Source organism: Polaribacter sargassicola (assembly GCF_021991835.1).
Lineage (GTDB): Bacteria > Bacteroidota > Bacteroidia > Flavobacteriales > Flavobacteriaceae > Polaribacter > Polaribacter sargassicola.
Genome location: NZ_JAHDAU010000007.1, coordinates 56,857 through 77,952, shown reverse-complemented (window position 1 = coordinate 77,952; position 21,096 = coordinate 56,857). Strand labels below are relative to the sequence as shown.

The 21,096-nt window shown below is 29.0% G+C and carries 22 protein-coding genes; 13 read left to right on the top strand and 9 right to left on the bottom strand.

Annotated features, from left to right (window positions below; translation table 11 throughout):
- Nucleotides 1-42 precede the first annotated feature (42 nt).
- The 3 genes from KI686_RS12095 to KI686_RS12085 all read left to right on the top strand — a co-directional run bounded on the left by KI686_RS12095 (nt 43) and on the right by KI686_RS12085 (nt 5,352).
- On the top strand, nt 43-3,183 hold the full coding sequence (locus KI686_RS12095) for a VPS10 domain-containing protein (protein ID WP_237589580.1): 3,141 nt from the start codon (nt 43-45) through the stop codon (nt 3,181-3,183).
- A 123-nt stretch (nt 3,184-3,306) separates the two neighbouring features.
- Entirely contained in the window at nt 3,307-4,614 is a 1,308-nt protein-coding gene (locus KI686_RS12090) for a DUF819 family protein (RefSeq protein WP_237589579.1), read from the top strand.
- Nucleotides 4,615-4,650: 36 nt separating this feature from the next.
- Nucleotides 4,651-5,352: a DUF4369 domain-containing protein gene (locus KI686_RS12085; RefSeq protein WP_237589578.1), complete on the top strand. Its 702-nt coding sequence runs from the start codon at nt 4,651-4,653 to the stop codon at nt 5,350-5,352.
- Between the two features lie 85 nt (nt 5,353-5,437).
- Here the strand turns inward: KI686_RS12085 and KI686_RS12080 are convergent, their stop codons facing one another.
- Nucleotides 5,438-6,271 (bottom strand): TIGR00266 family protein, encoded by an 834-nt coding sequence (locus KI686_RS12080; protein WP_237589577.1) that lies wholly within the window; start codon nt 6,269-6,271, stop codon nt 5,438-5,440.
- 199 nt (nt 6,272-6,470) lie between these two features.
- Here KI686_RS12080 and KI686_RS12075 point away from each other — a divergent pair, with 199 nt between their 5' ends.
- Entirely contained in the window at nt 6,471-6,626 is a 156-nt protein-coding gene (locus KI686_RS12075; protein WP_237589576.1) for a hypothetical protein, read from the top strand.
- Here the strand turns inward: KI686_RS12075 and KI686_RS12070 are convergent.
- The gene (locus KI686_RS12070) at nt 6,621-7,076 is read right to left on the bottom strand and encodes a DUF4442 domain-containing protein (RefSeq protein WP_237589575.1); all 456 of its coding nucleotides are present in this window, start codon (nt 7,074-7,076) and stop codon (nt 6,621-6,623) included. The two genes, KI686_RS12075 and KI686_RS12070, sit on opposite strands and share 6 nt — an antisense overlap.
- A 153-nt stretch (nt 7,077-7,229) precedes the next feature.
- Here KI686_RS12070 and KI686_RS12065 point away from each other — a divergent pair, with 153 nt between their 5' ends.
- From KI686_RS12065 to KI686_RS12035, 7 genes are all read left to right on the top strand, one after another.
- Nucleotides 7,230-7,676 (top strand): DUF4870 domain-containing protein, encoded by a 447-nt coding sequence (locus KI686_RS12065; RefSeq protein WP_237589574.1) that lies wholly within the window; start codon nt 7,230-7,232, stop codon nt 7,674-7,676.
- A 16-nt stretch (nt 7,677-7,692) separates the two neighbouring features.
- Nucleotides 7,693-8,037 carry a PadR family transcriptional regulator gene (locus KI686_RS12060; RefSeq protein WP_237589573.1) on the top strand — a complete coding sequence of 115 codons (345 nt, stop codon included), beginning with the start codon at nt 7,693-7,695 and terminating at the stop codon, nt 8,035-8,037.
- Nucleotides 8,030-9,715: a PspC domain-containing protein gene (locus KI686_RS12055; protein ID WP_237589572.1), complete on the top strand. Its 1,686-nt coding sequence runs from the start codon at nt 8,030-8,032 to the stop codon at nt 9,713-9,715. The genes KI686_RS12060 and KI686_RS12055 overlap by 8 nt, the downstream gene beginning before the upstream one ends.
- A gap of 97 nt (nt 9,716-9,812) precedes the next feature.
- Nucleotides 9,813-10,538, top strand: a complete 726-nt coding sequence (locus KI686_RS12050) for a head GIN domain-containing protein (protein WP_237589571.1) — start codon at nt 9,813-9,815, stop codon at nt 10,536-10,538.
- 72 nt (nt 10,539-10,610) lie between these two features.
- The gene (locus KI686_RS12045; protein WP_237589570.1) at nt 10,611-11,135 is read left to right on the top strand and encodes a nuclear transport factor 2 family protein; all 525 of its coding nucleotides are present in this window, start codon (nt 10,611-10,613) and stop codon (nt 11,133-11,135) included.
- A 212-nt stretch (nt 11,136-11,347) separates the two neighbouring features.
- Nucleotides 11,348-11,497, top strand: a complete 150-nt coding sequence (locus tag KI686_RS12040; protein ID WP_237589569.1) for a hypothetical protein — start codon at nt 11,348-11,350, stop codon at nt 11,495-11,497.
- 52 nt (nt 11,498-11,549) lie between these two features.
- Entirely contained in the window at nt 11,550-12,236 is a 687-nt protein-coding gene (locus KI686_RS12035) for a GNAT family N-acetyltransferase (RefSeq protein ID WP_237589568.1), read from the top strand.
- Between the two features lie 74 nt (nt 12,237-12,310).
- Here the strand turns inward: KI686_RS12035 and KI686_RS12030 are convergent, their stop codons facing one another.
- The 7 genes from KI686_RS12030 to KI686_RS12000 all read right to left on the bottom strand — a co-directional run bounded on the left by KI686_RS12030 (nt 12,311) and on the right by KI686_RS12000 (nt 18,002).
- A complete protein-coding gene (locus KI686_RS12030; RefSeq protein ID WP_237589567.1) occupies nt 12,311-12,568 on the bottom strand; it encodes a DUF6952 family protein in 258 nt (85 codons plus the stop codon).
- Between the two features lie 2 nt (nt 12,569-12,570).
- A complete protein-coding gene (locus KI686_RS12025) occupies nt 12,571-12,879 on the bottom strand; it encodes a thioredoxin family protein (protein WP_237589566.1) in 309 nt (102 codons plus the stop codon).
- Between the two features lie 73 nt (nt 12,880-12,952).
- The gene (locus tag KI686_RS12020) at nt 12,953-13,594 is read right to left on the bottom strand and encodes a peroxiredoxin (protein ID WP_237589565.1); all 642 of its coding nucleotides are present in this window, start codon (nt 13,592-13,594) and stop codon (nt 12,953-12,955) included.
- A gap of 148 nt (nt 13,595-13,742) precedes the next feature.
- Nucleotides 13,743-14,906, bottom strand: coding sequence for a sigma-54-dependent transcriptional regulator (locus KI686_RS12015; protein WP_237589564.1), 1,164 nt, complete (start codon nt 14,904-14,906; stop codon nt 13,743-13,745).
- 3 nt (nt 14,907-14,909) lie between these two features.
- On the bottom strand, nt 14,910-15,737 hold the full coding sequence (locus KI686_RS12010; RefSeq protein WP_237589563.1) for a mechanosensitive ion channel family protein: 828 nt from the start codon (nt 15,735-15,737) through the stop codon (nt 14,910-14,912).
- Between the two features lie 5 nt (nt 15,738-15,742).
- Complete coding sequence (locus tag KI686_RS12005; protein ID WP_237589562.1) at nt 15,743-17,068, bottom strand: ABC transporter permease; 1,326 nt, start codon at nt 17,066-17,068, stop codon at nt 15,743-15,745.
- A gap of 4 nt (nt 17,069-17,072) precedes the next feature.
- Nucleotides 17,073-18,002, bottom strand: coding sequence for an ABC transporter ATP-binding protein (locus KI686_RS12000; protein ID WP_237589561.1), 930 nt, complete (start codon nt 18,000-18,002; stop codon nt 17,073-17,075).
- A gap of 179 nt (nt 18,003-18,181) precedes the next feature.
- On the opposite strand from KI686_RS12000, the gene KI686_RS11995 reads away from it, so the two are divergent.
- Entirely contained in the window at nt 18,182-18,661 is a 480-nt protein-coding gene (locus KI686_RS11995) for a MarR family winged helix-turn-helix transcriptional regulator (RefSeq protein ID WP_237589560.1), read from the top strand.
- Nucleotides 18,654-21,059 carry a 3-hydroxyacyl-CoA dehydrogenase/enoyl-CoA hydratase family protein gene (locus tag KI686_RS11990; RefSeq protein ID WP_237589559.1) on the top strand — a complete coding sequence of 802 codons (2,406 nt, stop codon included), beginning with the start codon at nt 18,654-18,656 and terminating at the stop codon, nt 21,057-21,059. The genes KI686_RS11995 and KI686_RS11990 overlap by 8 nt, the downstream gene beginning before the upstream one ends.
- Nucleotides 21,060-21,096 lie beyond the last annotated feature (37 nt).

Below are 21,096 nucleotides of genomic sequence, written 5' to 3'. Positions count from 1 at the left end.
TTGTATATTGTTGGCTTCAAATTCAAATAAATTTACTCTATTATGAAAAAACTCTACTTTTTTGTCTTTTTATTTACTTCTTCCCTACTCTTTTCTCAAGAGTTTTCTATGGATTTAGTAAAAAACATGAAACCTAGAAACATTGGTCCTGGAGGAATGTCTGGCCGTGTAACTGCTATTGATGTCGTAGAAAACAACCCAGAAATTATGTACGTTGGTACAGCTTCTGGTGGTGTTTGGAAATCTACTTCTGGCGGAATTAAATGGGAACCAATTTTTGAAAAAGAAGTTACTGCTTCTATTGGTGCAGTTAAAATACAACAATCTAACCCGAGCGTTATTTGGGCAGGAACTGGTGAAGGAAACCCAAGAAATAGTTTAAATGGTGGTTACGGAATCTACAAATCTTTAGATGCTGGTAAAACTTGGACATCTATGGGGTTAGAAAAAACAAGACACATACACAGAATATTAATAGACCCTACAAATCCGGATATAGTTTACGCTGGCGCGATAGGATCTCCATGGGGAGAACATCAAGAACGTGGTGTTTACAAAACAACAGATGGTGGTAAAACTTGGAAACAAATTTTATTTACAAATAATAAATCTGGTACTGCAGATTTAATTATGGACCCTAAAAATCCTAATAAAATAATTGCCGCAATGTGGGAACACAAACGCGATCCATGGTTTTTTAAATCTGGAGGTACAGGAAGTGGTTTATATATTACACATGACGGTGGAGATAATTGGAAAAAAATTACAGAAAAAGAAGGTTTACCTAAAGGAGAATTAGGTAGAATTGGTGTAGCAATTGCACCTAGTAATCCAGAAATAGTTTATGCCTTGGTAGAAGCTAAAAAAAATGCTTTATATAAAAGTACAGATGGCGGTTTTACATGGAAAAAAATAAACGACAAACCAGGCATTGGTAATCGACCTTTTTATTATTCAGAAATTTACGTAGCTCCAGATAACGAAAACAGATTATATACTGTTTTTACATATGTAAATGTTTCTGAAGATGGTGGTAAAAACTTTAGCCAACTAATGCCTGCTTATGGTGCTAATAATGGTATTCACCCAGATCATCATGCTTGGTGGATTCATCCTAAAAATGGTAAATTTATGATGGATGGAAATGACGGTGGTTTAAACATTACTAAAGATGGTGGTAAAACTTGGCGCTTTATAGAAAACATTCCCGTTGCTCAATTTTATCACATAAATGTAGATAACGAATATCCTTATAACGTTTATGGTGGTTTACAAGATAATGGTTCTTGGAGAGGGCCAGCTTATGTTTGGAAAGCACAAGGAATTAGAAATTCTTATTGGCAAGAAATTAGTTTTGGTGATGGTTTTGATGTAGTACCAGATAAAGATGATTCGCGTTACGGATGGACCATGAGCCAACAAGGTTCTGTTTCTAGGTTTGATTACCTAACAGGAAACAACTACTCTGTAAAACCAACACACAAAGACCCAAATGTTAAATTACGTTTTAACTGGAACTCTGCAATTAATATAGATCCTTTTGATAATTCTACCTTATATTTTGGTAGCCAATTTGTACATAAATCTACAGACAAAGGTTTAACTTGGTCTGTTATTTCTCCTGATTTATCAACTAATAATCCAGAAAAATTAAAACAATCAGAAAGTGGTGGTTTAACTTTAGATGCAACTGGTGCAGAAAACCACTGTACTATTTTAGTTATAGAACCTACTGTTTTAGAAAAAGATGTTTTATGGGCAGCCACAGATGATGGACAAGTACACATTACAAAAAATGGGGGAAAAGAATGGACAAATGTTTCTAAAAACATAAAAGGTTTACCAGAAAACAGTTGGATTACTCAAATAAAAGCATCGAACAAAAATAAAGGAGAAGCTCTTTTAGTTGCTAATGATTACAGACGTTTTAATTATACTCCGTATGCATACAGAACTAAAAACTACGGAAAAACTTGGGAACGTATTGTTGATGAAAATGATGTAGAAAGTTTTACTTTAAGTATTATTGAAGATCCAGAAAATAAAAATTTACTTTTTTTAGGTACAGATGATGGTTTATACATTTCTATTGATGCTGGTAACAAATGGACTAAATGGACAAATAGTTTCCCTACAGTTCCTGTAAAAGACTTGGTAATTCATCCAAGAGAAAATGATTTAGTTATTGGTACTTTTGGTAGAGCAGTTTGGGTTTTAGATGATATTCGTCCGCTAAGAGCTATTGCAAACGGAGATATTAATGACAAAAAATTAGAATTATTTACACCTCCAACTGCTTACCAAGCAGCAACACAACAACCAACTGCAAGCAGGTTTGGAGCAGATGCTTTGTATCAAGGAGAAAATAAAAGAGGCGGTGCAATTATTTCTTATTATATTAATAAACCAAAAGTTGATAAAAAAGCTAAAATTAAATACGATTCTATTCAACTAGAAGTTTTTGATGGAGCTAGATTGATAAGAACTTTAAAAATGAAAGCGCCTAAAGAAAACGGAATTCATAAAACTTCTTGGGGATTAAGAGAAAAAGGTGTTGCAAGAGCATCTAGATCTACTAGACCGTCTAGAAGAGAGCCAAGAGGTGTTTCTGTAAAACCAGGAACTTATAAACTAAAAATGACTTTTGGTGATGTAATTTCTGAGCAAGATATAAAAGTAGAATTTGATCCTAGATTACAAATTTCTGATGAAGCTATCAATCAAAAATATACTGCTAGTAAAGAGCTTGAAACTTATCAAGAAAAAATGGCTAACATTGTAAAACAGTTAGTAGAAAGTAAAAATACAGCTACTTCTATAAAAACCGATTTATCTAAAGAAGACAAAAAGAAATACAAAGCAGAAATTAAAGCATCAACAGAAATTATTAAGAAAATAGATGATTTAATAGCTATTTATTTAGGTAAAATAGATAAAAGACAAGGTATTATTAGAAATGCAGAAGTTACAGTTAGCCAAAGACTTAGTTCTGCAAGCAGATATATTAGTTCTCGTTTTGGTAACCAAACAACTACCGAAAAACAATTAACAAATCAATTTAAAGAAGCTTTTAATAAGGCTGTTTTAGAAACAAATTCTTTCTTTAAAAATGATTGGAGTACTTATAAATCTTCTACAGAAAGTATTAAAATATCTCCTTTTAAAGAAGTAAAATTTTATTAAATAAAAACTTAAAACTACTTTAATAAAACCATTATAATAATTGACACTCAATTTTTATAATGGTTTTATTACATTTATCATATTATAAATATCATCATAAAAATTACACAAAATTAATATCTAATGACAGAACCATTTTTGACAAACGATGCCATCGTTTTTGGACTTTTAATGATTTCTTTAGGATTTGTTTTCTACACAGAATCTAAAACAACTGGTTTTTGGCCTAAATTTTATAAAATTGTTCCAGGTTTGTTTATGGCATATTTTATACCTGCTTTATTTACAACTTTTGGTATTATTTCTCCAGAATGGGAAACTACAAATGCTGTTGGAGAAACTGTAAAAAACAGTTCTCAATTGTATTATGTTTCTAGTCGTTTTTTATTACCAGCAGCTTTGGTGTTAATGACATTAAGTATCGATTTAAAAGCAATATTTAACTTAGGTTCTAAAGCCTTAATCATGTTTTTTACAGGAACTGTTGGTGTAATTATTGGTGGGCCAATAGCCATATTATTAATTTCTATTTTTTCGCCAGAAACTGTTGGCGGATCTGATTTTGATGCTGTTTGGCGAGGTCTTTCTACACTTGCTGGTAGTTGGATTGGTGGTGGAGCAAACCAAACTGCTATGTTAGAAATTTATCAATATAATCCTAAGAAATACGGAGGAATGGTTTTTGTTGATATTGTAATTGCTAATATCTGGATGGCCGTTTTATTAATAGGTATTGGTAAGAAAGATAAAATAGACAAATGGCTAGGTGCAGATACAACTGCTATAGAAGAGTTAAAAGAAAAAGTGTCTACTTTCTCTTTAAAAGTAAAAAGAAATCCTAGTTTAACAGACTTTATGATTATGCTAGCTATTGCTTTTGGTACAGTTGGTTTTGGCCATTTTGTATCTTCTTACTTGGCTTCTTTTTTTGATAATTTAGTATCTGGTATAAACTCTGAAACATGGAGAAATATATTTACTTTTTTAACTTCATCTTTCTTTTGGTTAATTAGTATTTCTACAATTGTTGCCATTATTTTATCTTTTACAAAAGCTAAAAATTACGAAGGAGCCGGAGCAAGTAAATTAGGTAGTATTTTTATTTATGTTTTGGTAGCTACAATAGGTATGAAAATGGATTTAGCAATGATTTTTGATAATTTAGGCTTAATTGCAATAGGTCTTGTTTGGATGTCTATACACGCTGGGTTATTAATATTAGTCGCTAAATTAATAAAAGCACCTTATTTCTTTTTATCTGTTGGTAGCCAAGCAAATGTTGGTGGCGCTGCTTCTGCACCAATTGTTGCACAAGCTTTTCATCCATCTTTAGCAACTGTTGGTGTTTTATTAGCTGTTTTTGGATATGCTATTGGCACAGTAGGTGCAATTTTATGTACTATTTTAATGGAATTATCAGCAACTTTATAAAAAAATCAGCATATTTGCAGACGAAAATTTAGATTTATGAAGAAAATTATTACTCTTTTAGTAGTATCAATTTTAATTAGCGCATGTTCTTCTAAAAAAGAAGGAAACATGATTGTACAAGGCCAAATTAAAGGTCTTAAAAAAGGAACTTTATATCTTCAAAAAATGCAAGATACCATTTTAGTTTCTGTAGATTCTGTAAAATTATTAGGTAGTGATAAGTTTACTTTAACCGATAACATAGAATCTTCTGTTGTATATTTTTTAACTTTTGATGGTAATACAACTAATAAAAGCATTCTTTTCTTTGGTGAAGAAGGTACAATTACCATTAATGATAAAATAGAACAATTTGGTTATAAACCAGAAATTACGGGTTCTAAAAATCAGGAAATTTTAGAAAGTTTTAATAAAGTTAAAAGTAAATTTCAGAATGAGCGTTTAGAGTTTATAAAAAAAGATTTTGATGCCAAACAAGCTAATGATTTAGAATTAGTTGCTCAATTAGAAAAAGATTATTTAAAATTAACTAAAAGAAGAGTTTTGTTTACTACCAATTTTGCCATTTCTAATCCAGATTCTGAAGTAGCACCTTATATTGGTTTAACAGAAATGTATGACGCTAGTATAAAAATGTTAGATACCTTAAACAACTCTTTAACCGAAAGAGTAAAAACAACAGATTACGGTAAACGTTTTCAAGAATTTGTAGAAAACATAAAAGAAAACGAACAATAATTAAATTTATTTATAAAACTTAAAAAGCCTTCATTAAATTAAAATGAAGGCTTTTTTTATGTTTTTTAAGTGTATTTTTTAAATATTAAAAACGATTATCTCCATCTAATAAATCACCTATTCCTCCTAAAATACTTCCTTCTCCTTTTGTTCCACTTCCTGTTCTTGGTGCCATTGCAAGAACTCTACCTGCCAACCTACTAAACGGTAAAGATTGTATATAAACAGTACCTGGCCCTCTTAAAGTAGCAAAAAACATTCCTTCTCCACCAAACACAGTATTTTTTATTCCACCAACAAACTCTATATCATAATCTACTCCTTGTGTAAAACCAACAATACAACCGGTATCTACTCTTAAAACCTCTCCTGGTTGCAATACTTTTTTAGCTAAAGTTCCTCCTGCATGAATAAATCCTAAACCATCACCTTCCATCTTTTGCATAATAAATCCTTCTCCACCAAACAAGCCTCTACCTAATTTTTTAGAAAATTCAATTCCGATAGAAACTCCTTTAGCTGCACATAAAAAAGCGTCTTTCTGACAAATAAATTTTCCGTCAAATGCTGTTAAATCAATAGGTACAATTTTACCAGGATAAGGCGATGCAAAAGAAATTTGTTTTTTACCAACTCCTGCATTTGTAAAAACGGTCATAAACAAACTCTCTCCCGTTAAAATTCTTTTTCCTGCAGAAAAAATCTTACCTAAAATACCTGTTTCTTGGTTAGATCCATCACCTAAAATTGTATTCATTTTAATATTGTCATCCATCATCATAAAAGTTCCTGCTTCTGCAACAACTCCTTCTTCTGGATCTAGTTCTATCTCTACAAACTGCATTTCTTCACCAAATATTTTATAATCTATTTCGTGTGCATTTCTATTTGATGAATTTGGTATCTTATCTTGAAACATAATTTTTTTTTATGGTTATATTTATTAGATGATTTAGTTTGTGTTTTGTTACAAAAAACAATGAAGTTAATTTTAAAAAACACTTTTAATAAAACTAATTTAACTTTTAATTATAGTACATTATTTCTAAAAACAATTACTTTTGACGTGTTTGTAAGTAAACACTTAATTAAAAGACTAATTAAAAAAACAATTGATTATGAAATACTTATCTCCAGAGATAGAAGCTTTATCTAAAAAATTTGAGTCTACAAAATCTTTAGCACGTACAAATGTATCTTGCGGTATTTTTCAAGAATGTGATTATAACGAAGAAAGACCTAAGGTATTTAACAAAAATAAAACGGAGTTATAGTTTTACTTTTACACTCCATTGAAATTTAAATCTAGAAACAACAACACCTTCTTCATTTTTTCCTTCAGAGGTTAAAACAATAGTTTGGCCTTCTTTTGTTTCTATAGATTTTTTAATAATTGCTGATATTTCATCTCCTTCACTACAAGTAAATACAATTTTACCTTTTGCTTTTTTATAAAAATCGCTTTCTTGATGTGTAACTAACATAGAGATTTTTCTATTCGATTTTTCTATTGCTTTCATCACCAAAACAGCTGTACACATTTCTGCTGCCATACCTTGTGCTGCCCAAAACATACTTTTAAACGGATTTTGATTAATCCATTTATATTTAATTTTTACACTAGAAAAAGTATCTGTAACTTCTTTAACCCTCATTCCGCTTAAAAAACCCAACGGTAATTTAAACATCATAAACATATTTATATTTCTTGGTGTAATCTGCATATCTATCCTATTTCTTCACAATTTAACACTTTTTTATCAAAATAATTAACAAATACAAAATGTTAAAAAAATGTTAATTATAGTACTATGTATTGCATAATACCTTTTTTAGAACATATATTTGCATAAGAAAGTATTATACATTTAATAATTATGAAAAAAAATAACGAAAACACCAACGCTTTTTTAATACATATTTGTGCTTTTGCTGGTTTTATATTTCCTTTTGGTAATATTATAACACCATTAATTGCATGGCAAACTTTAAAGGATAGAAGTATATTTTTAGATGAGCAAGGTAAAGAAGCTGTAAACTTTAATATTAGCTACACACTTTATGTTTTTCTTTTATCAATTGCTTTTATTCCGTTTGCAATAGGTTCTATATTTAATAATCATAATCATTTTTTTAATGGTAACCACATTAATTTTGATTTTGACTTTAATTTAAATTTCGATAATATTTTTGGTTTTATAGGCTTAGGTTCTATTACCGGATTAATCTATTTAATAGGAATGGCATTAGTAATAATAGCATCTATAAAAGCAAGAGATGGAGAAAATTACAAATATCCTTTTACAATAAAATTTATAAAATAATTATAAACCACAATAAATGAAGATAGAAAACACAAAAGCACAAATGCGAAAAGGTGTTTTAGAATATTGCATTTTATCCATCTTAAAACATGGTGATGCTTATACTTCTGAAATACTATCTACGCTAAAAGGTGCAGAAATGATTGTGGTTGAAGGTACCATATATCCGTTATTAACTCGTTTAAAAAACGCAGGATTATTAACATATAGATGGGAAGAATCAACCTCTGGACCACCAAGAAAATACTATGTATTAACAGAAAACGGCAGCATGTTTTTAAAAGAATTAGATAAAACATGGAGTAATTTAGTAAACGCAGTAAACCAAGTAATTAGCACAAAATCAACTACCAATGAATAAGACTATTAATATAAATTTAGGCGGATTTTTCTTCCATATAGATGAAATTGCCTATCAAAAATTAAAACGATATTTAGAATCTATTTCTAAATCGTTAAGCGATGATCCTCAAGGTAAAAACGAAATAATTGCAGATATAGAAGCTAGAATTAGCGAGCTTTTATCTGAAAAAATTACCGATGCAAGACAGGTAGTTAATGAAGGTGATATTGATGATATCATTAAAATTATGGGACAACCAGAAGATTATGCAGAAGCAGAAGAAAGCTATAACGAATCTGCTTATTCTTACAAAAGAAATAGTGCTTCTGGAAAAAAATTATTTAGAGATGGTGATGATAAGTTTTTAGGTGGTGTTGCCTCTGGTATTGCTCATTATTTTGATATTGATACAATTTGGGTTCGTCTTGGTTTATTAGCTCTTTTCTTTGGTGCTGGTTTTGGTATTTTTCTTTATATAATCTTATGGATCTTATTACCAGAAGCTAAAACAACTGCAGAAAAATTACAGATGGAAGGAGAACCTGTAAATATTGATAACATAGAAAAAAAGATTAGAGAAGAATTTAATAATGTATCAGAAAACGTATCGGAGTTTGCCAATAAAGCATCAGAAAAAATAAAAGGTGGTGCTAGTGAGTTTTCAGAAAAAATGAATCAGACTTTTACGGGAAAGTCAAAAAAAAATAACGGATTACAAGATTTTATAGACACCTTGGGTAAAATAATACTTGCTATTTTTAGAATAATAGGTAAATTTATTGGTGTAATTATAATTTTTATTTCTGCTGCTGTTATTTTATCTCTAATTATTGGAGGGTTTTCTTTAGGTAGTTTAGAATGGTTAAATGTTGAAGGAGATTTTTTACAGTATCCACAATTTTTCTACGACTCTGTTATACCTATTTGGTTACTTACTTTATGTGGCTTTTTTCTAATTGGTATTCCGTTTTTAATCCTTTTTATTTTAGGTTTAAGAATCTTATCTAGTAACATTAAAAAAATAAGCAAACCTACTTCATTAACTTTATTAGGTATCTGGATTGTTTGTTTATTGGTAATGATTTTTACAGGTTTAGAGTACGGTACATCTCACTCTACACACGGTCAATCATCAGATAGAAACAGTATAGATATTGTTAAAAATGATACGCTTAACTTAAAAATTGTAAATGATGATGAAATTTTTTACAGACATAATTTAAGATCAACTTCTAAAAAAGAAGAAGTTTATATAGACGGCAAACAAATGGTTTACAGTAATAATGTAAATATTAAAGTTAAAAAAAGTAACTCTGATGAAAGCTACATGGTTATTGTAAAAGAATCTAGAGGTCAAAACAAAAGCAATGCTAGTTTTAATGCAGAAAAAATAAATTACAAGTATAAAATTGAAGATAATACATTGGTTTTAGATGCTTATTATTTATCAAATTTTAAAAATATGTGGAGAAATGAAGAGGTAAATATTACTGTTTTTATTCCAGAAGATGTAACTATTTATTTTGATAATTCTGTAAAATACTTTTTAGATGATGTTAAAAATGAAGGAAATATTTATGATAAAGACATGGTAAATCATCATTTTATAATGACAGATGAAACTTTAAAATGTACAGATTGTTTTGATGAAGTTGAGGAAGAAATAGAAGAAGAAATGCAAGAAACAACTATATAAAACACAACTCAACATAAAAATGTAACAACTCGGTAACCAAAGTTTCATTTTATGCGTCTATTAAAAGACATTTGAATCAAATAAAAAATCAACTATTATGAAAACAGCTACTAAAAAAATTATCACATTATTACTTGTAACAGTACTTTTAAGTTCTTGTGCTGCAGAAATGTTTAACAGCGTTAGCGGCAACAAAAATGTTGTAAACCAAGACAGAACAACAAAAGAAGTTTTTACAGAAATTAAAATTAGTAATGGTTTAGACCTTTACATTTCTCAAGGATCAAAAAGTGAAATTATTGTAGAAGCCGATGAAAATTTACAAGAAATTATTAAAACTGAAGTTAATAATGGAGTTTTAAAAATTTATGCAGAAAAAAATATCTGGAAAGCTAAAGCTAGAAAAGTCTTTGTAACCGTAAAAGATTTAGAATCTTTAAGTGCTACAAGTGGTGCAGAAGTTTATACAGAAGATACTTTAAAACTAAATAATCTTATAGTTGGCGCAACTAGTGGTGCTGATATTGATATTAATGTTGATGTAAAAACGATAGAAACAAGTGCAACTAGCGGTGCAGATATAAAGGTTTCTGGTATTGCTACCAATCATATTACTAATGCAACTAGTGGTGCGTCTATAGAAGCTTATAATTTAAAAAGTATAAATGTTACCGCAAAAGTAACAAGTGGCGCAGATATTAATGTATTTGCTTCAGGAACAATTAATGCAAAAGCAACTAGTGGTGGAGACATCGATTTTAGAGGAAATCCTAAAAAAGTAGATAAAACCTCTTCTTCTGGCGGAAGTATTTCTGTTAAATAATTTGAATTAATTAATCAACCAAACCTAAAACCTTGAGGTTTAAAAACCTCAGGGTTTTCTAAAAAATTATTTATGGAAGACTTTTTAACTCCTTTTAAAGAATCTTATTTAATAAAAATAGTAATAGCAATTATTATATTCTTTTACAGTTTGTTTAGCAATGCTCAGGTAAATGAAAGCTCAGATTTATATAAGGTTCTAAAATATAAAGACAGTATTCTTTTTAACAATGCATTTAATAAATGTAAAATAGAAAAAGTAATACCTATGATTTCTGAAGATTTTGAGTTTTACCATGATATTGGTGGAATACAAAATAAAGAAGAATTTATAACTGCAATAAAGGTAAACATCTGTTCTAAACCAGAACAAAATAAAAGACAACTTGTTAACAACTCATTGAGTGTTTTCCCTATGAAAAACAACAACCAATTATATGGAGCTGTACAAAAAGGGAAGCATACATTTCTACAAAAAATTGATGGAGAAATGAAAACTGTTGGTATTGCAGATTTTACACATCTTTGGATTTTAGAAAACAATCATTGGAAATTAAAAAGGGTTTTAAGTTACAACCATAAACCTTTTTCCGAATAAAAACTTATTAGAAAGCTAACTTCTAATAATTAGTACTAATACTTGGTTTTATTAGTTTACTTGGTAAGTCGTCGTTTTACACAAAACGACGCTTACTTTTTTTAATTAATTTTAATCCTAAAATTAATAACCCAAAATCTTTATTAGCTTACAAACAGATAACAATTTATACGTCATTAAATTTTGTTAATTTTGCAAAATAATCTAATCTAATGGCTAAAAAAGGAAAAGAAAAAAACACTTTAAATAAAACAAAACATACCAAATTAATGAATAGAAAAATTAAGAAGGTTAAATTAGAAAAGTTGCAGAATAAAATGCGTTTAAAAGCAATTATAAAAAAAGCAAACGAAACCAAGTAACACACTTTTGCTTTTATATTGCAATTAAAATAATGTTTATAATTTTATTTAAATGAAAAACTTAGAACAGAAGTTAAAAAACCCTGTTTGGTTTTCTTTACAAGAAACTCATAATAAACACCTTATAGAAATTGATGGTGTTCTTTTTTACAATCCAGAAATTAATAATTTTGGTGCTTTTTTTAATACAGATAAAACTAAGAATGCTTTAAACGAATACTCTAAACTAACAGATCGTTTTTTTTTAGTATCAGAAAATCAAATACCAAAAATTGATGACAATAAAATTCTATTAGAAAAAAAAATAGATGGATGTCAAATGGTTTTAGAAAACTTTGTAGATATTAAACCTACAGAAGAAATTGTTTTATTAACTGAAGAAAATATTGATGAAGTTTATAATTTAATTTGGCTAGTAATGCCTGGTTTTTATCAAAAAAGAGGTTTTGAAATGGGCAAATTCTTTGGTATTTTTAAAGATGATAAACTAGTTGCTATTTCTGGTCAGAGAATGCAAACTGATGATTTTATTGAAGTAAGCTCTGTAGTTACACATCCAGATTATACTAAAAGAGGCTTTGCAAAACAGCTAATTTCTTATACTACTAAAGAAATTATAAATGAAAATAAATTACCAATTTTACACACTAATAAAGGAAATAAAGCAATACCTCTTTATCAAAAATTAGGCTATAAGTTAACCCGAGATATGAATTGGTGGTTATTTAAAAGAAAATAAAAAGATGTATTTATACCAACGCAAAAAAATCCTAAGTAAAAACTTGGGATTTTTTATTATAAATAATGCAATAATTATTTATCAATAGAACCTAAAACACGTTTCATAAAATTATTTAACGCTTCTTTTTTAGGTGTGCCTTCTTTTATCATTTTATCTACTTCTACAGCACCGTACATATTAGAAATTAGCTCGCCAATAACATCTAATTCTTCATCTTTTAAAGAAGGAACTTCTGTTAAAGCCTCTAAAGTTTCTATTGTTTCTAAAACATAATCTTGATCGTTTTCTTCGATAAAATTAGTTAAGTGTTTTATTACAGGTAGTTTCATAATTAAAGAACTTCGTTTACTAGATCTTTTAATACATCAAACTTGTTTGTTTGTGTTTGATTTACAATTTTACCATCTACAAAAGTTGCGAAAGTTGGTAAATTACTTACATCTGCTAATTGTCTACTTTCTGGAAACTTTTCTGCATCTGCAATTACAAATGCTACGTTTTCATTTTCTGTAGATAATTTTTTAAACTTAGGTTTCATTATTCTACAGTTTCCACACCAAGTTGCAGAATATTGTACAACTACTTTTTGGTTATCAGCAACTATTTCTGATAAATTGTCTTGACTTAATTCTTGTAACATAATATTATTTTTTGATAAAGAGATCGAATAAAAATTTTACAATTTTTACCCGAACTCTTTATTTATAATTTTATTAATGAGATGCTAAATATTCTTTAGTTCCTTTTGCGTTTGCAGACATTGCATCTTTACCTTCTTCCCAGTTTGCAGGACAAACCTCTCCATGAGATTGTACGTGAGAGTAAGCATCAATTAAACGTAAAAATTCATTTACATTTCTACCTACTGGCATGTGGTTAATTCCTTCATGAAAAACAGTACCTTCTTCATCAATTAAATAAGTAGCTCTATAAGTTACGTTATCTCCTTCTACTTGTATAGTTTGTGTAGCTTCATCAAAAGTTTCATTAGTAATATCTAAAATACCTAATATAGATGATAAGTTTCTGTTAGAGTCAGCTAAAATTGGGTAAGTAACACCTTCTATACCACCGTTATCTTTAGATGTGCTTAACCATGCAAAATGTACTTCTGGTGTATCGCAAGAAGCACCAATTACAATTGTATTTCTTTTTTCGAACTCACCTAAAGCTGCTTGAAAAGCGTGTAATTCTGTTGGACAAACAAATGTAAAATCTTTTGGATACCAGAATAATAACACTTTCTTTTTGTTATTAACTGCTTCTTCTAATACATTTAATTTAAATGTATCACCCATTTCATTCATTGCGTCTACATTTAAATCTGGAAATTTTTTCCCTACTGCTGTTGCCATAGTTTTTTATCTTTTGTTATTTATATTTATTTTTTTTGACACCACAAATATAGAATTCAATGTTATAAAAAGCAGAAAAAGTTGATGGTAACTTCTTATATTTCCATCAACTTTATTTATAGTTTTTAATAATCAAAATAGTTTAACCCTATTTTGATGCAAAGAGTTTTATATCATTTGCAGATACTTCTTTTTCTCCTAAAATAATTAGTCTTTCTACTACATTTCTTAACTCTCTTATGTTACCTGTCCAATCATATTTTTTTAGTAATTTAATTGCTTCTGCAGAAAACTCTTTTTTTAGAGTGCCTTGTTCTTGAGATATTTTAGTTGTAAAAAAATCTACTAACAAAGGTATATCTTCTCTTCTATCATTTAATGCAGGTACTTTAATTAAAATAACAGCTAATCTATGGTATAAGTCTTCTCTAAATCTACCTTCCTTAATTTCTGTTTTTAAATCTTTGTTTGTTGCAGCTATAATACGTACGTTTACTTTTATGTCTTTATCTGAACCAACACGCTGAATTTTATTTTCTTGTAAAGCACGTAGTACTTTTGCTTGTGCAGACAAACTCATATCACCAATTTCATCTAAAAAAATGGTTCCTCCGTTTGCTGCCTCAAACTTACCTGCTCTATCTTTATTTGCTCCTGTAAAAGAACCTTTTACATGACCAAAAAGTTCGCTTTCTATTAATTCTGATGGTATTGCAGCACAATTTACTTCTATTAATGGAGCTTTAGATCTTTCAGATTTTTCGTGTATCCAATGAGCAACTAACTCTTTTCCTGTTCCGTTTGGTCCTGTAATTAAAACTCTTGCATCTGTTGTTGCCACTTTTTCTATAATTTCTTTTATATGAGTAATAGCATCACTCTCACCAATCATTTCGTAATTTTTGCTTACTTTTTTCTTTAGCCTTTTATTTTCTACAACAAGTGTTTTTCTATCTAAAGCATTTCTTACTGTATTTAAAAGTCTGTTTAAATCTGGCGGTTTAGAAATATAATCAAAGGCACCTAAACGCATTGTATTTACTGCTGTATCTAAATCTCCATGACCAGAAATCATTACAATTGGTACTTCTGGTTTTATTTTTTTTGCTTTTTCTAACACCTCAACACCATCCATTTTTGGCATTTTAATATCACATAAAACCAAATCGTAATCATTTTTTTTTATCAATTCTATTCCTAATAAACCATCTTCTGCTTCTTCTACATTATAAGTATCGTTTTCTTCTGAAATAATTTTTGTTAAAACTCTTCTAATAGCAGCTTCGTCTTCTATAATTAGTATTTTTGACATACTTTATTCTTGTTTTATAAGGTGAATATCTCTTTGTGGAAATGGAATTGAAATATTGTTTTCTCTAAATTTTTTATCAATCTCAAAACGCAAATCGCTTTTTATTTGATTATGAGCATAACTGTTGCTGATAACAAAAAGTAATTTAAATTGTAATGCACTATCTCCAAAATCTGTAAACAAAACCTTAGGTTCTGGATTTTGTATAATTAATGCATGTTTTTTTGCTGCTTCAATTAATAGTTTTTTTACTAATTGAACGTCTGATCCGTATGCTACACCTACTTCTACTCCTTCTGTTGTTTGTATACCATTTTGTGTCCAATTAAATAAACTTTGAGTTAAAAATTTATGATTTGGTATAATTAGTACTTTATCATCTATAGTAACTGCTCTAGTTGTTCTTAACTTTATTTCAAGAACCTTGCCAATTTTTCCATCAACTTCTACAATATCATTTACAGTAAGTGTTTTATCTAATAAAATAAAAACGCCAGAAATAATATCTTGAAATAAGGTTTGTAATCCTAAACCAATACCAACTAATAAAGCTGCAGAACCAGCTAACAAAACACTTACATCTACACCAGAAGATTCTAATGCTATTATTAAAACTATGGTATAAATAAAATATTGTAGAAAAGAAAAAATGGCTTTAAACTTACCTTTATCTTCTTCATTTAGTTTTCTGTTTACTATTTTTTTTACAAATTTTAATATATAGCTTGTAATTAATATTACAATAATTAAAAACAATATAGTTTTTACATCTAAATGAATATTATCACTTAAATTAAAAGAATAGTTTAAAAAATCCTTTATATCATTCATAAAGTTTACCCTTTATATTTTAACCATTTGTATAAATCTTTATAGGTTGGTTTTTTACCGTACATTAATATACCAACTCTATAAATTTTTGCTGCTAACCATACCATAAATATAAATGTTGCTAATAATATTGCCATAGAAATAGCCAACTCGTACCAAGCAACACCAAACGGAACTCTCATTAACATTACAATTGGACTTGTAAACGGAATGTAAGAAAATAGTACTGCAATAGAACCATGAGGATCATTCATTACAGTAGCAAAACCTACATAAATACCCAACATTAAAGGCATCATAATAGGCAACATAAACTGTTGTGTATCTGTTTCATTATCTACCGCTGCACCAACAGCTGCAAAAAGAGAACTATATAACATAAAACCACCTAAAAAGTAAAATATAAATAATATAAACATTTTTAAAATAGGTAATCTTAAAATTTCTTGAATTAAAACTTGCATTTTATCTGGTTCTATAGCCTGCTTTGCAGCTTCTACTTGTTCTGATGGAACTCTTGCTGCTTGCATTTCTACAATATCTACTCCAAAAACAGCAGAAGCTATTGTTGTTATTATCAATAATAAAATACCCCAAATAAAGAACTGTAATAAACCTGCAGATGCGTTACCTATAATTTTACCCATCATTAATTGAAAAGGTTTTACAGACGATACAATTACTTCTATAATTCTACTCGTTTTTTCTTCTATAACACTACGCATTACAGAGTTACCATAAATAATAACAAACATCATTAACAAATAACCTGCAATAGAACCTAAACCAATTTTTAATCCATTTATTAATTTTGATGATTCTTCTCCAGAAAAATTAAACATTTTTATATCTGTATTAATTTTAGATGCTTCTATTTTATCTAAATCCATACCAAAATTAGTTAACTTAGAGTTTCTAATTTTTTGTTCAATTTTATTTTCTAAAGCTTCCATTAAAGACATTCCTGGAGAGTCTTTAGAATAAAACTCTATCGATTTTGCTAAAAGCTCTAAACTATCTTGTTTTGGTATAATTAAAGCTCCGTAATAATTACCGTCTTCTACTTTCTTTTTGGTTTCTTCTGCTCCTAAAGCTGTATAATCTTCATAATGTATCGTTTTTGTGTCTTTAAAATCTTCTTTAGAAAACATACCAGAATTGTCTACATAAACAATATCTTTAATTTTTTCATCGTTTTTTTTCATCAAAAAGACAACTAAAAATCCCATACCAATCATTAAAATAGGACTTAAAAAAGTCATCATTATAAACGATTTATTACGAACCTTTGCAATAAACTCTCTTTGTATAATTAGTTTTAACTTGCTCATCTTCTTAAATGTTTTTATTTATTGCCTGAATAAAAATATCGTTTGCACTTGGTATTAACTCTACAAAATGTTGCACCTCTCCTCTACTTGTTAAAAATGATAATAAATTGTTTGCAGTATTACCTTCTGTTAATTTAACATTCATTGTTAAACTATCGTTTAATAACTTAAAGTTAGAAGGATAAACTTCAAAATTTTCTTTTAATTTATTTTTTACTTCTGTAGGATTATCTGTGTTTAATCCTACTTGAAATGTATGTGTTTTAAATTGACGCTTAATGTCATCTAATTTTCCATCAAGAATCTTATTAGACTTGTTTATCAATGCAATTTCATCACACATTTCTTCTACAGACTCCATTCTATGTGTAGAAAATATAATGGTTGCTCCTTCATCTCTTAATTGTAAAATCTCTTTTGCTATTAATTGTGCGTTTATAGGATCGAATCCAGAAAAAGGTTCATCAAAAATTAATAATTTAGGATTGTGCATAACAGTAACTATAAACTGTACTTTTTGTGCCATTCCTTTAGAAAGTTCTTCAATTTTTTTATTCCACCAAGCAGAAATATCAAACTTATCAAACCAATATTTTAAACGTTTTTTAGCTTCTGCTTTAGACAAACCTTTTAATTGTGCTAAGTACAAAGCTTGTTCTCCAACTTTCATAGACTTGTAAAGGCCACGTTCTTCTGGTAAATACCCAATTTGTGCAGTATGATGTGGTGCTAAAGCTTCTCCATCTAAAATAATAGAGCCGCTATCTGGCATGGTAATTTGGTTAACTATTCTAATTAATGATGTTTTACCTGCTCCGTTTGGTCCTAATAAACCAAAAACACTTCCTTTTGGTATGTTTAAAGAAACGTCATTTAACGCAGTAAAATCTCCATATTTTTTTACAACATTATTAATTTCTAATAGATTTTTCATTTAGTTTTAAAAGTTTTTCTGAAAGTTTACAGTAATCACAAACTTACATATTTTATAAGTATTAGTAATAAAATGTATAAAAACGTTACAATATAATTTTATGTTAATTTTACTATGCACGCATAACTTTTTTGTATTTTACTATGCGTGCATAGTAAAAATTTTATATATTTGATGTAATGAGCAAAGAAATATCTATAGACCATCAATTAAGAGCAACATGGCAAGCCGTTGCAAAGATGTATAATGAACAAGCCACAAAATATAATACAACAATGGCAACTGCTTTTGTTTTATTAAATATTGATAAACAAAACGGAACACCCTCTACAGCATTGGGTCCTTTAATGGGAATGGAACCTACAAGTCTGTCTAGAATTTTAAAAAACATGGAAGACAAAGGTGTTATTTCTAGAGAAAAAAACCCAAAAGATGGTAGAAGTGTTTTAATTAAACTGACCGATTATGGCATAGAAAAACGTAAAGTTTCTAAAGCTTATGTTATACAATTTAATGAAATTGTAAAAGAAAATGTTTCTGAAGAAGAGTTAGCAGGCTTTTTTAAAGTTACATCTACAATTAACAAATTAATTGCTGATAGGCATATTTATGGCACTGTTAGTAATAAAACAGTAAAAAACAAATTAACTAATGATTAGAAGAATTAAAAAAGTAGCAATAGTTGGCTCCGGAATTATGGGAAGCGGAATTGCATGTCATTTCGCAAACATTGGTGTAGAAGTTCTATTGTTGGACATTGTTCCAAGAGAATTAAACGACAAAGAAGTTGCAAAAGGTTTAACTTTAAAAGATAAAGCAGTAAGAAATCGTTTGGTAAATGATGCACTTGCAGCTTCTTTAAAATCTAAACCTTCGCCAATTTATAATCAAAAATTTGCAAACAGAATTACCACTGGTAATTTAGAAGATGATATTGCAAAAGTTGCTGATGTAGATTGGATTATGGAAGTTGTTGTAGAACGACTAGATATTAAAAAAATAGTTTTTGAAAAATTAGAAAAATATAGAACTCCTGGTACTATTATTTCTTCTAATACTTCTGGTATTCCTATTAAATTTATGAATGAAGGAAGAAGTGAAGATTTTCAAAAGCACTTTGCCGTTACTCACTTTTTTAATCCACCAAGATATTTAAAACTTTTCGAGGTTGTTCCTGGTCCAGATTGTAAACAAGAGGTTACAGATTTCTTAATGATGTATGGTGAAAAATTTTTAGGTAAAACATCGGTTTTAGCAAAAGATACTCCTGCATTTATTGGTAATAGAATTGGTATTTTCGGAATCCAATCTTTATTTCACCAAGTAAAAGAATTAGGATTAACTGTAGAAGAAGTTGATAAATTAACGGGTCCTGTAATTGGACGTCCTAAATCTGCAACTTTTAGAACTGTAGATGTAGTTGGTTTAGATACTTTGGTACATGTTGCTAATGGTATTTATGAAAACTGCCCTAATGATGAAGCTCATAAGCTTTTTAAACTACCAGATTTCATTAACACAATGATGGAAAACAAATGGTTAGGAAGCAAAACAGGACAAGGTTTTTACAAAAAAATTAAAAATGAAGCTGGTAAAAGCGAAATCTTAACTTTAGATTTAAATACTTTAGAATATCGTGCTAATAAACGTGCAAAATTCGCAACATTAGAACTTACGAAAACGATTGATAAGCCAATTGACCGTTTTAAAATTTTAGTTGGTGGTAAGGATAAAGCTGGTGAGTTTTATAGAAAAAACTTTGCCGCAATGTTCGCATACGTACAAAATAGAATTCCAGAAATTTCTGACGAACTATACAAGATTGATGATGCAATGAAAGCTGGTTTTGGTTGGGAAAATGGACCTTTTGAAATTTGGGATGCTGTTGGTGTAGAAAAAGGAATTGAATTAATGAAAGCCGAAGGTTTAGAACCTGCAACTTGGGTAACAGAAATGTTAACTAGTGGTGTTTCATCTTTTTACTCTGTTAAAGAAGGTGCAACTTACTTTTATGATATTACCTCTAAATCTCCAACAAAAAAACCTGGTCAAGAATCATTTATAATTTTAGATAACATCAGAAAATCAAACGAAGTATTTAAAAATTCTGGTGTTGTAATAGAAGATATAGGAGACGGAATTTTAAATGTAGAATTTCAATCTAAAATGAATACAATTGGTGGAGATGTTTTAGCCGGAATTAATAAAGGTATTGATTTAGCAGAAAAAGATTTTCAAGGTTTAGTTATTGGTAACCAAGCTGCAAACTTTTCTGTAGGTGCAAATATTGGTATGATTTTTATGATGGCTGTTGAGCAAGAATATGATGAATTAAATTATGCTATTAAACACTTTCAAGACACCATGATGCGTATGCGTTACTCATCTATACCTACTATTTCTGCTCCGCACGGAATGGCTTTAGGTGGTGGTTGTGAGTTATCTTTACATGCAGACAAAGTTGTAGCTGCTGCAGAAACCTATATGGGATTGGTTGAGTTTGGAGTTGGTGTTATTCCTGGTGGTGGTGGATCTAAAGAAATGGCTTTAAGAGCATCAGATTCTTTTAGTAAAGGAGATGTAGAATTAAACGTTTTACAAGAATATTTCTTAACTATTGGTATGGCAAAAGTATCTACTTCTGCTTATGAAGCTTTTGATTTAGGTTTACTTCAAAAAGGAAAAGATGTAGTTGTTGTTAATAAAGACAGACAAATTGCGACTGCTAAAGCACATGCTAAATTAATGGCAGAAAGTGGTTACACACAACCTGTTAAACGTAAAGATGTAAAAGTTTTAGGAAAACAAGCTTTAGGTATGTTTTTAGTTGGTACAGACTCTATGGAACACTCTAAATACATTTCTGAACATGATATGAAAATAGCCAATAAATTAGCTAATGTTATGGCTGGTGGAGATTTATCTGAACCAACATTGGTAACAGAACAATATCTGTTAGATTTAGAAAGAGAAGCATTTTTATCTCTTTGTACAGAGCGTAAAACGCTAGAAAGAATTCAACACATGTTAAAAACAGGTAAACCACTTCGTAATTAGATTCTTAGAAAACTGGATTTCTATAATTATAGGCTTC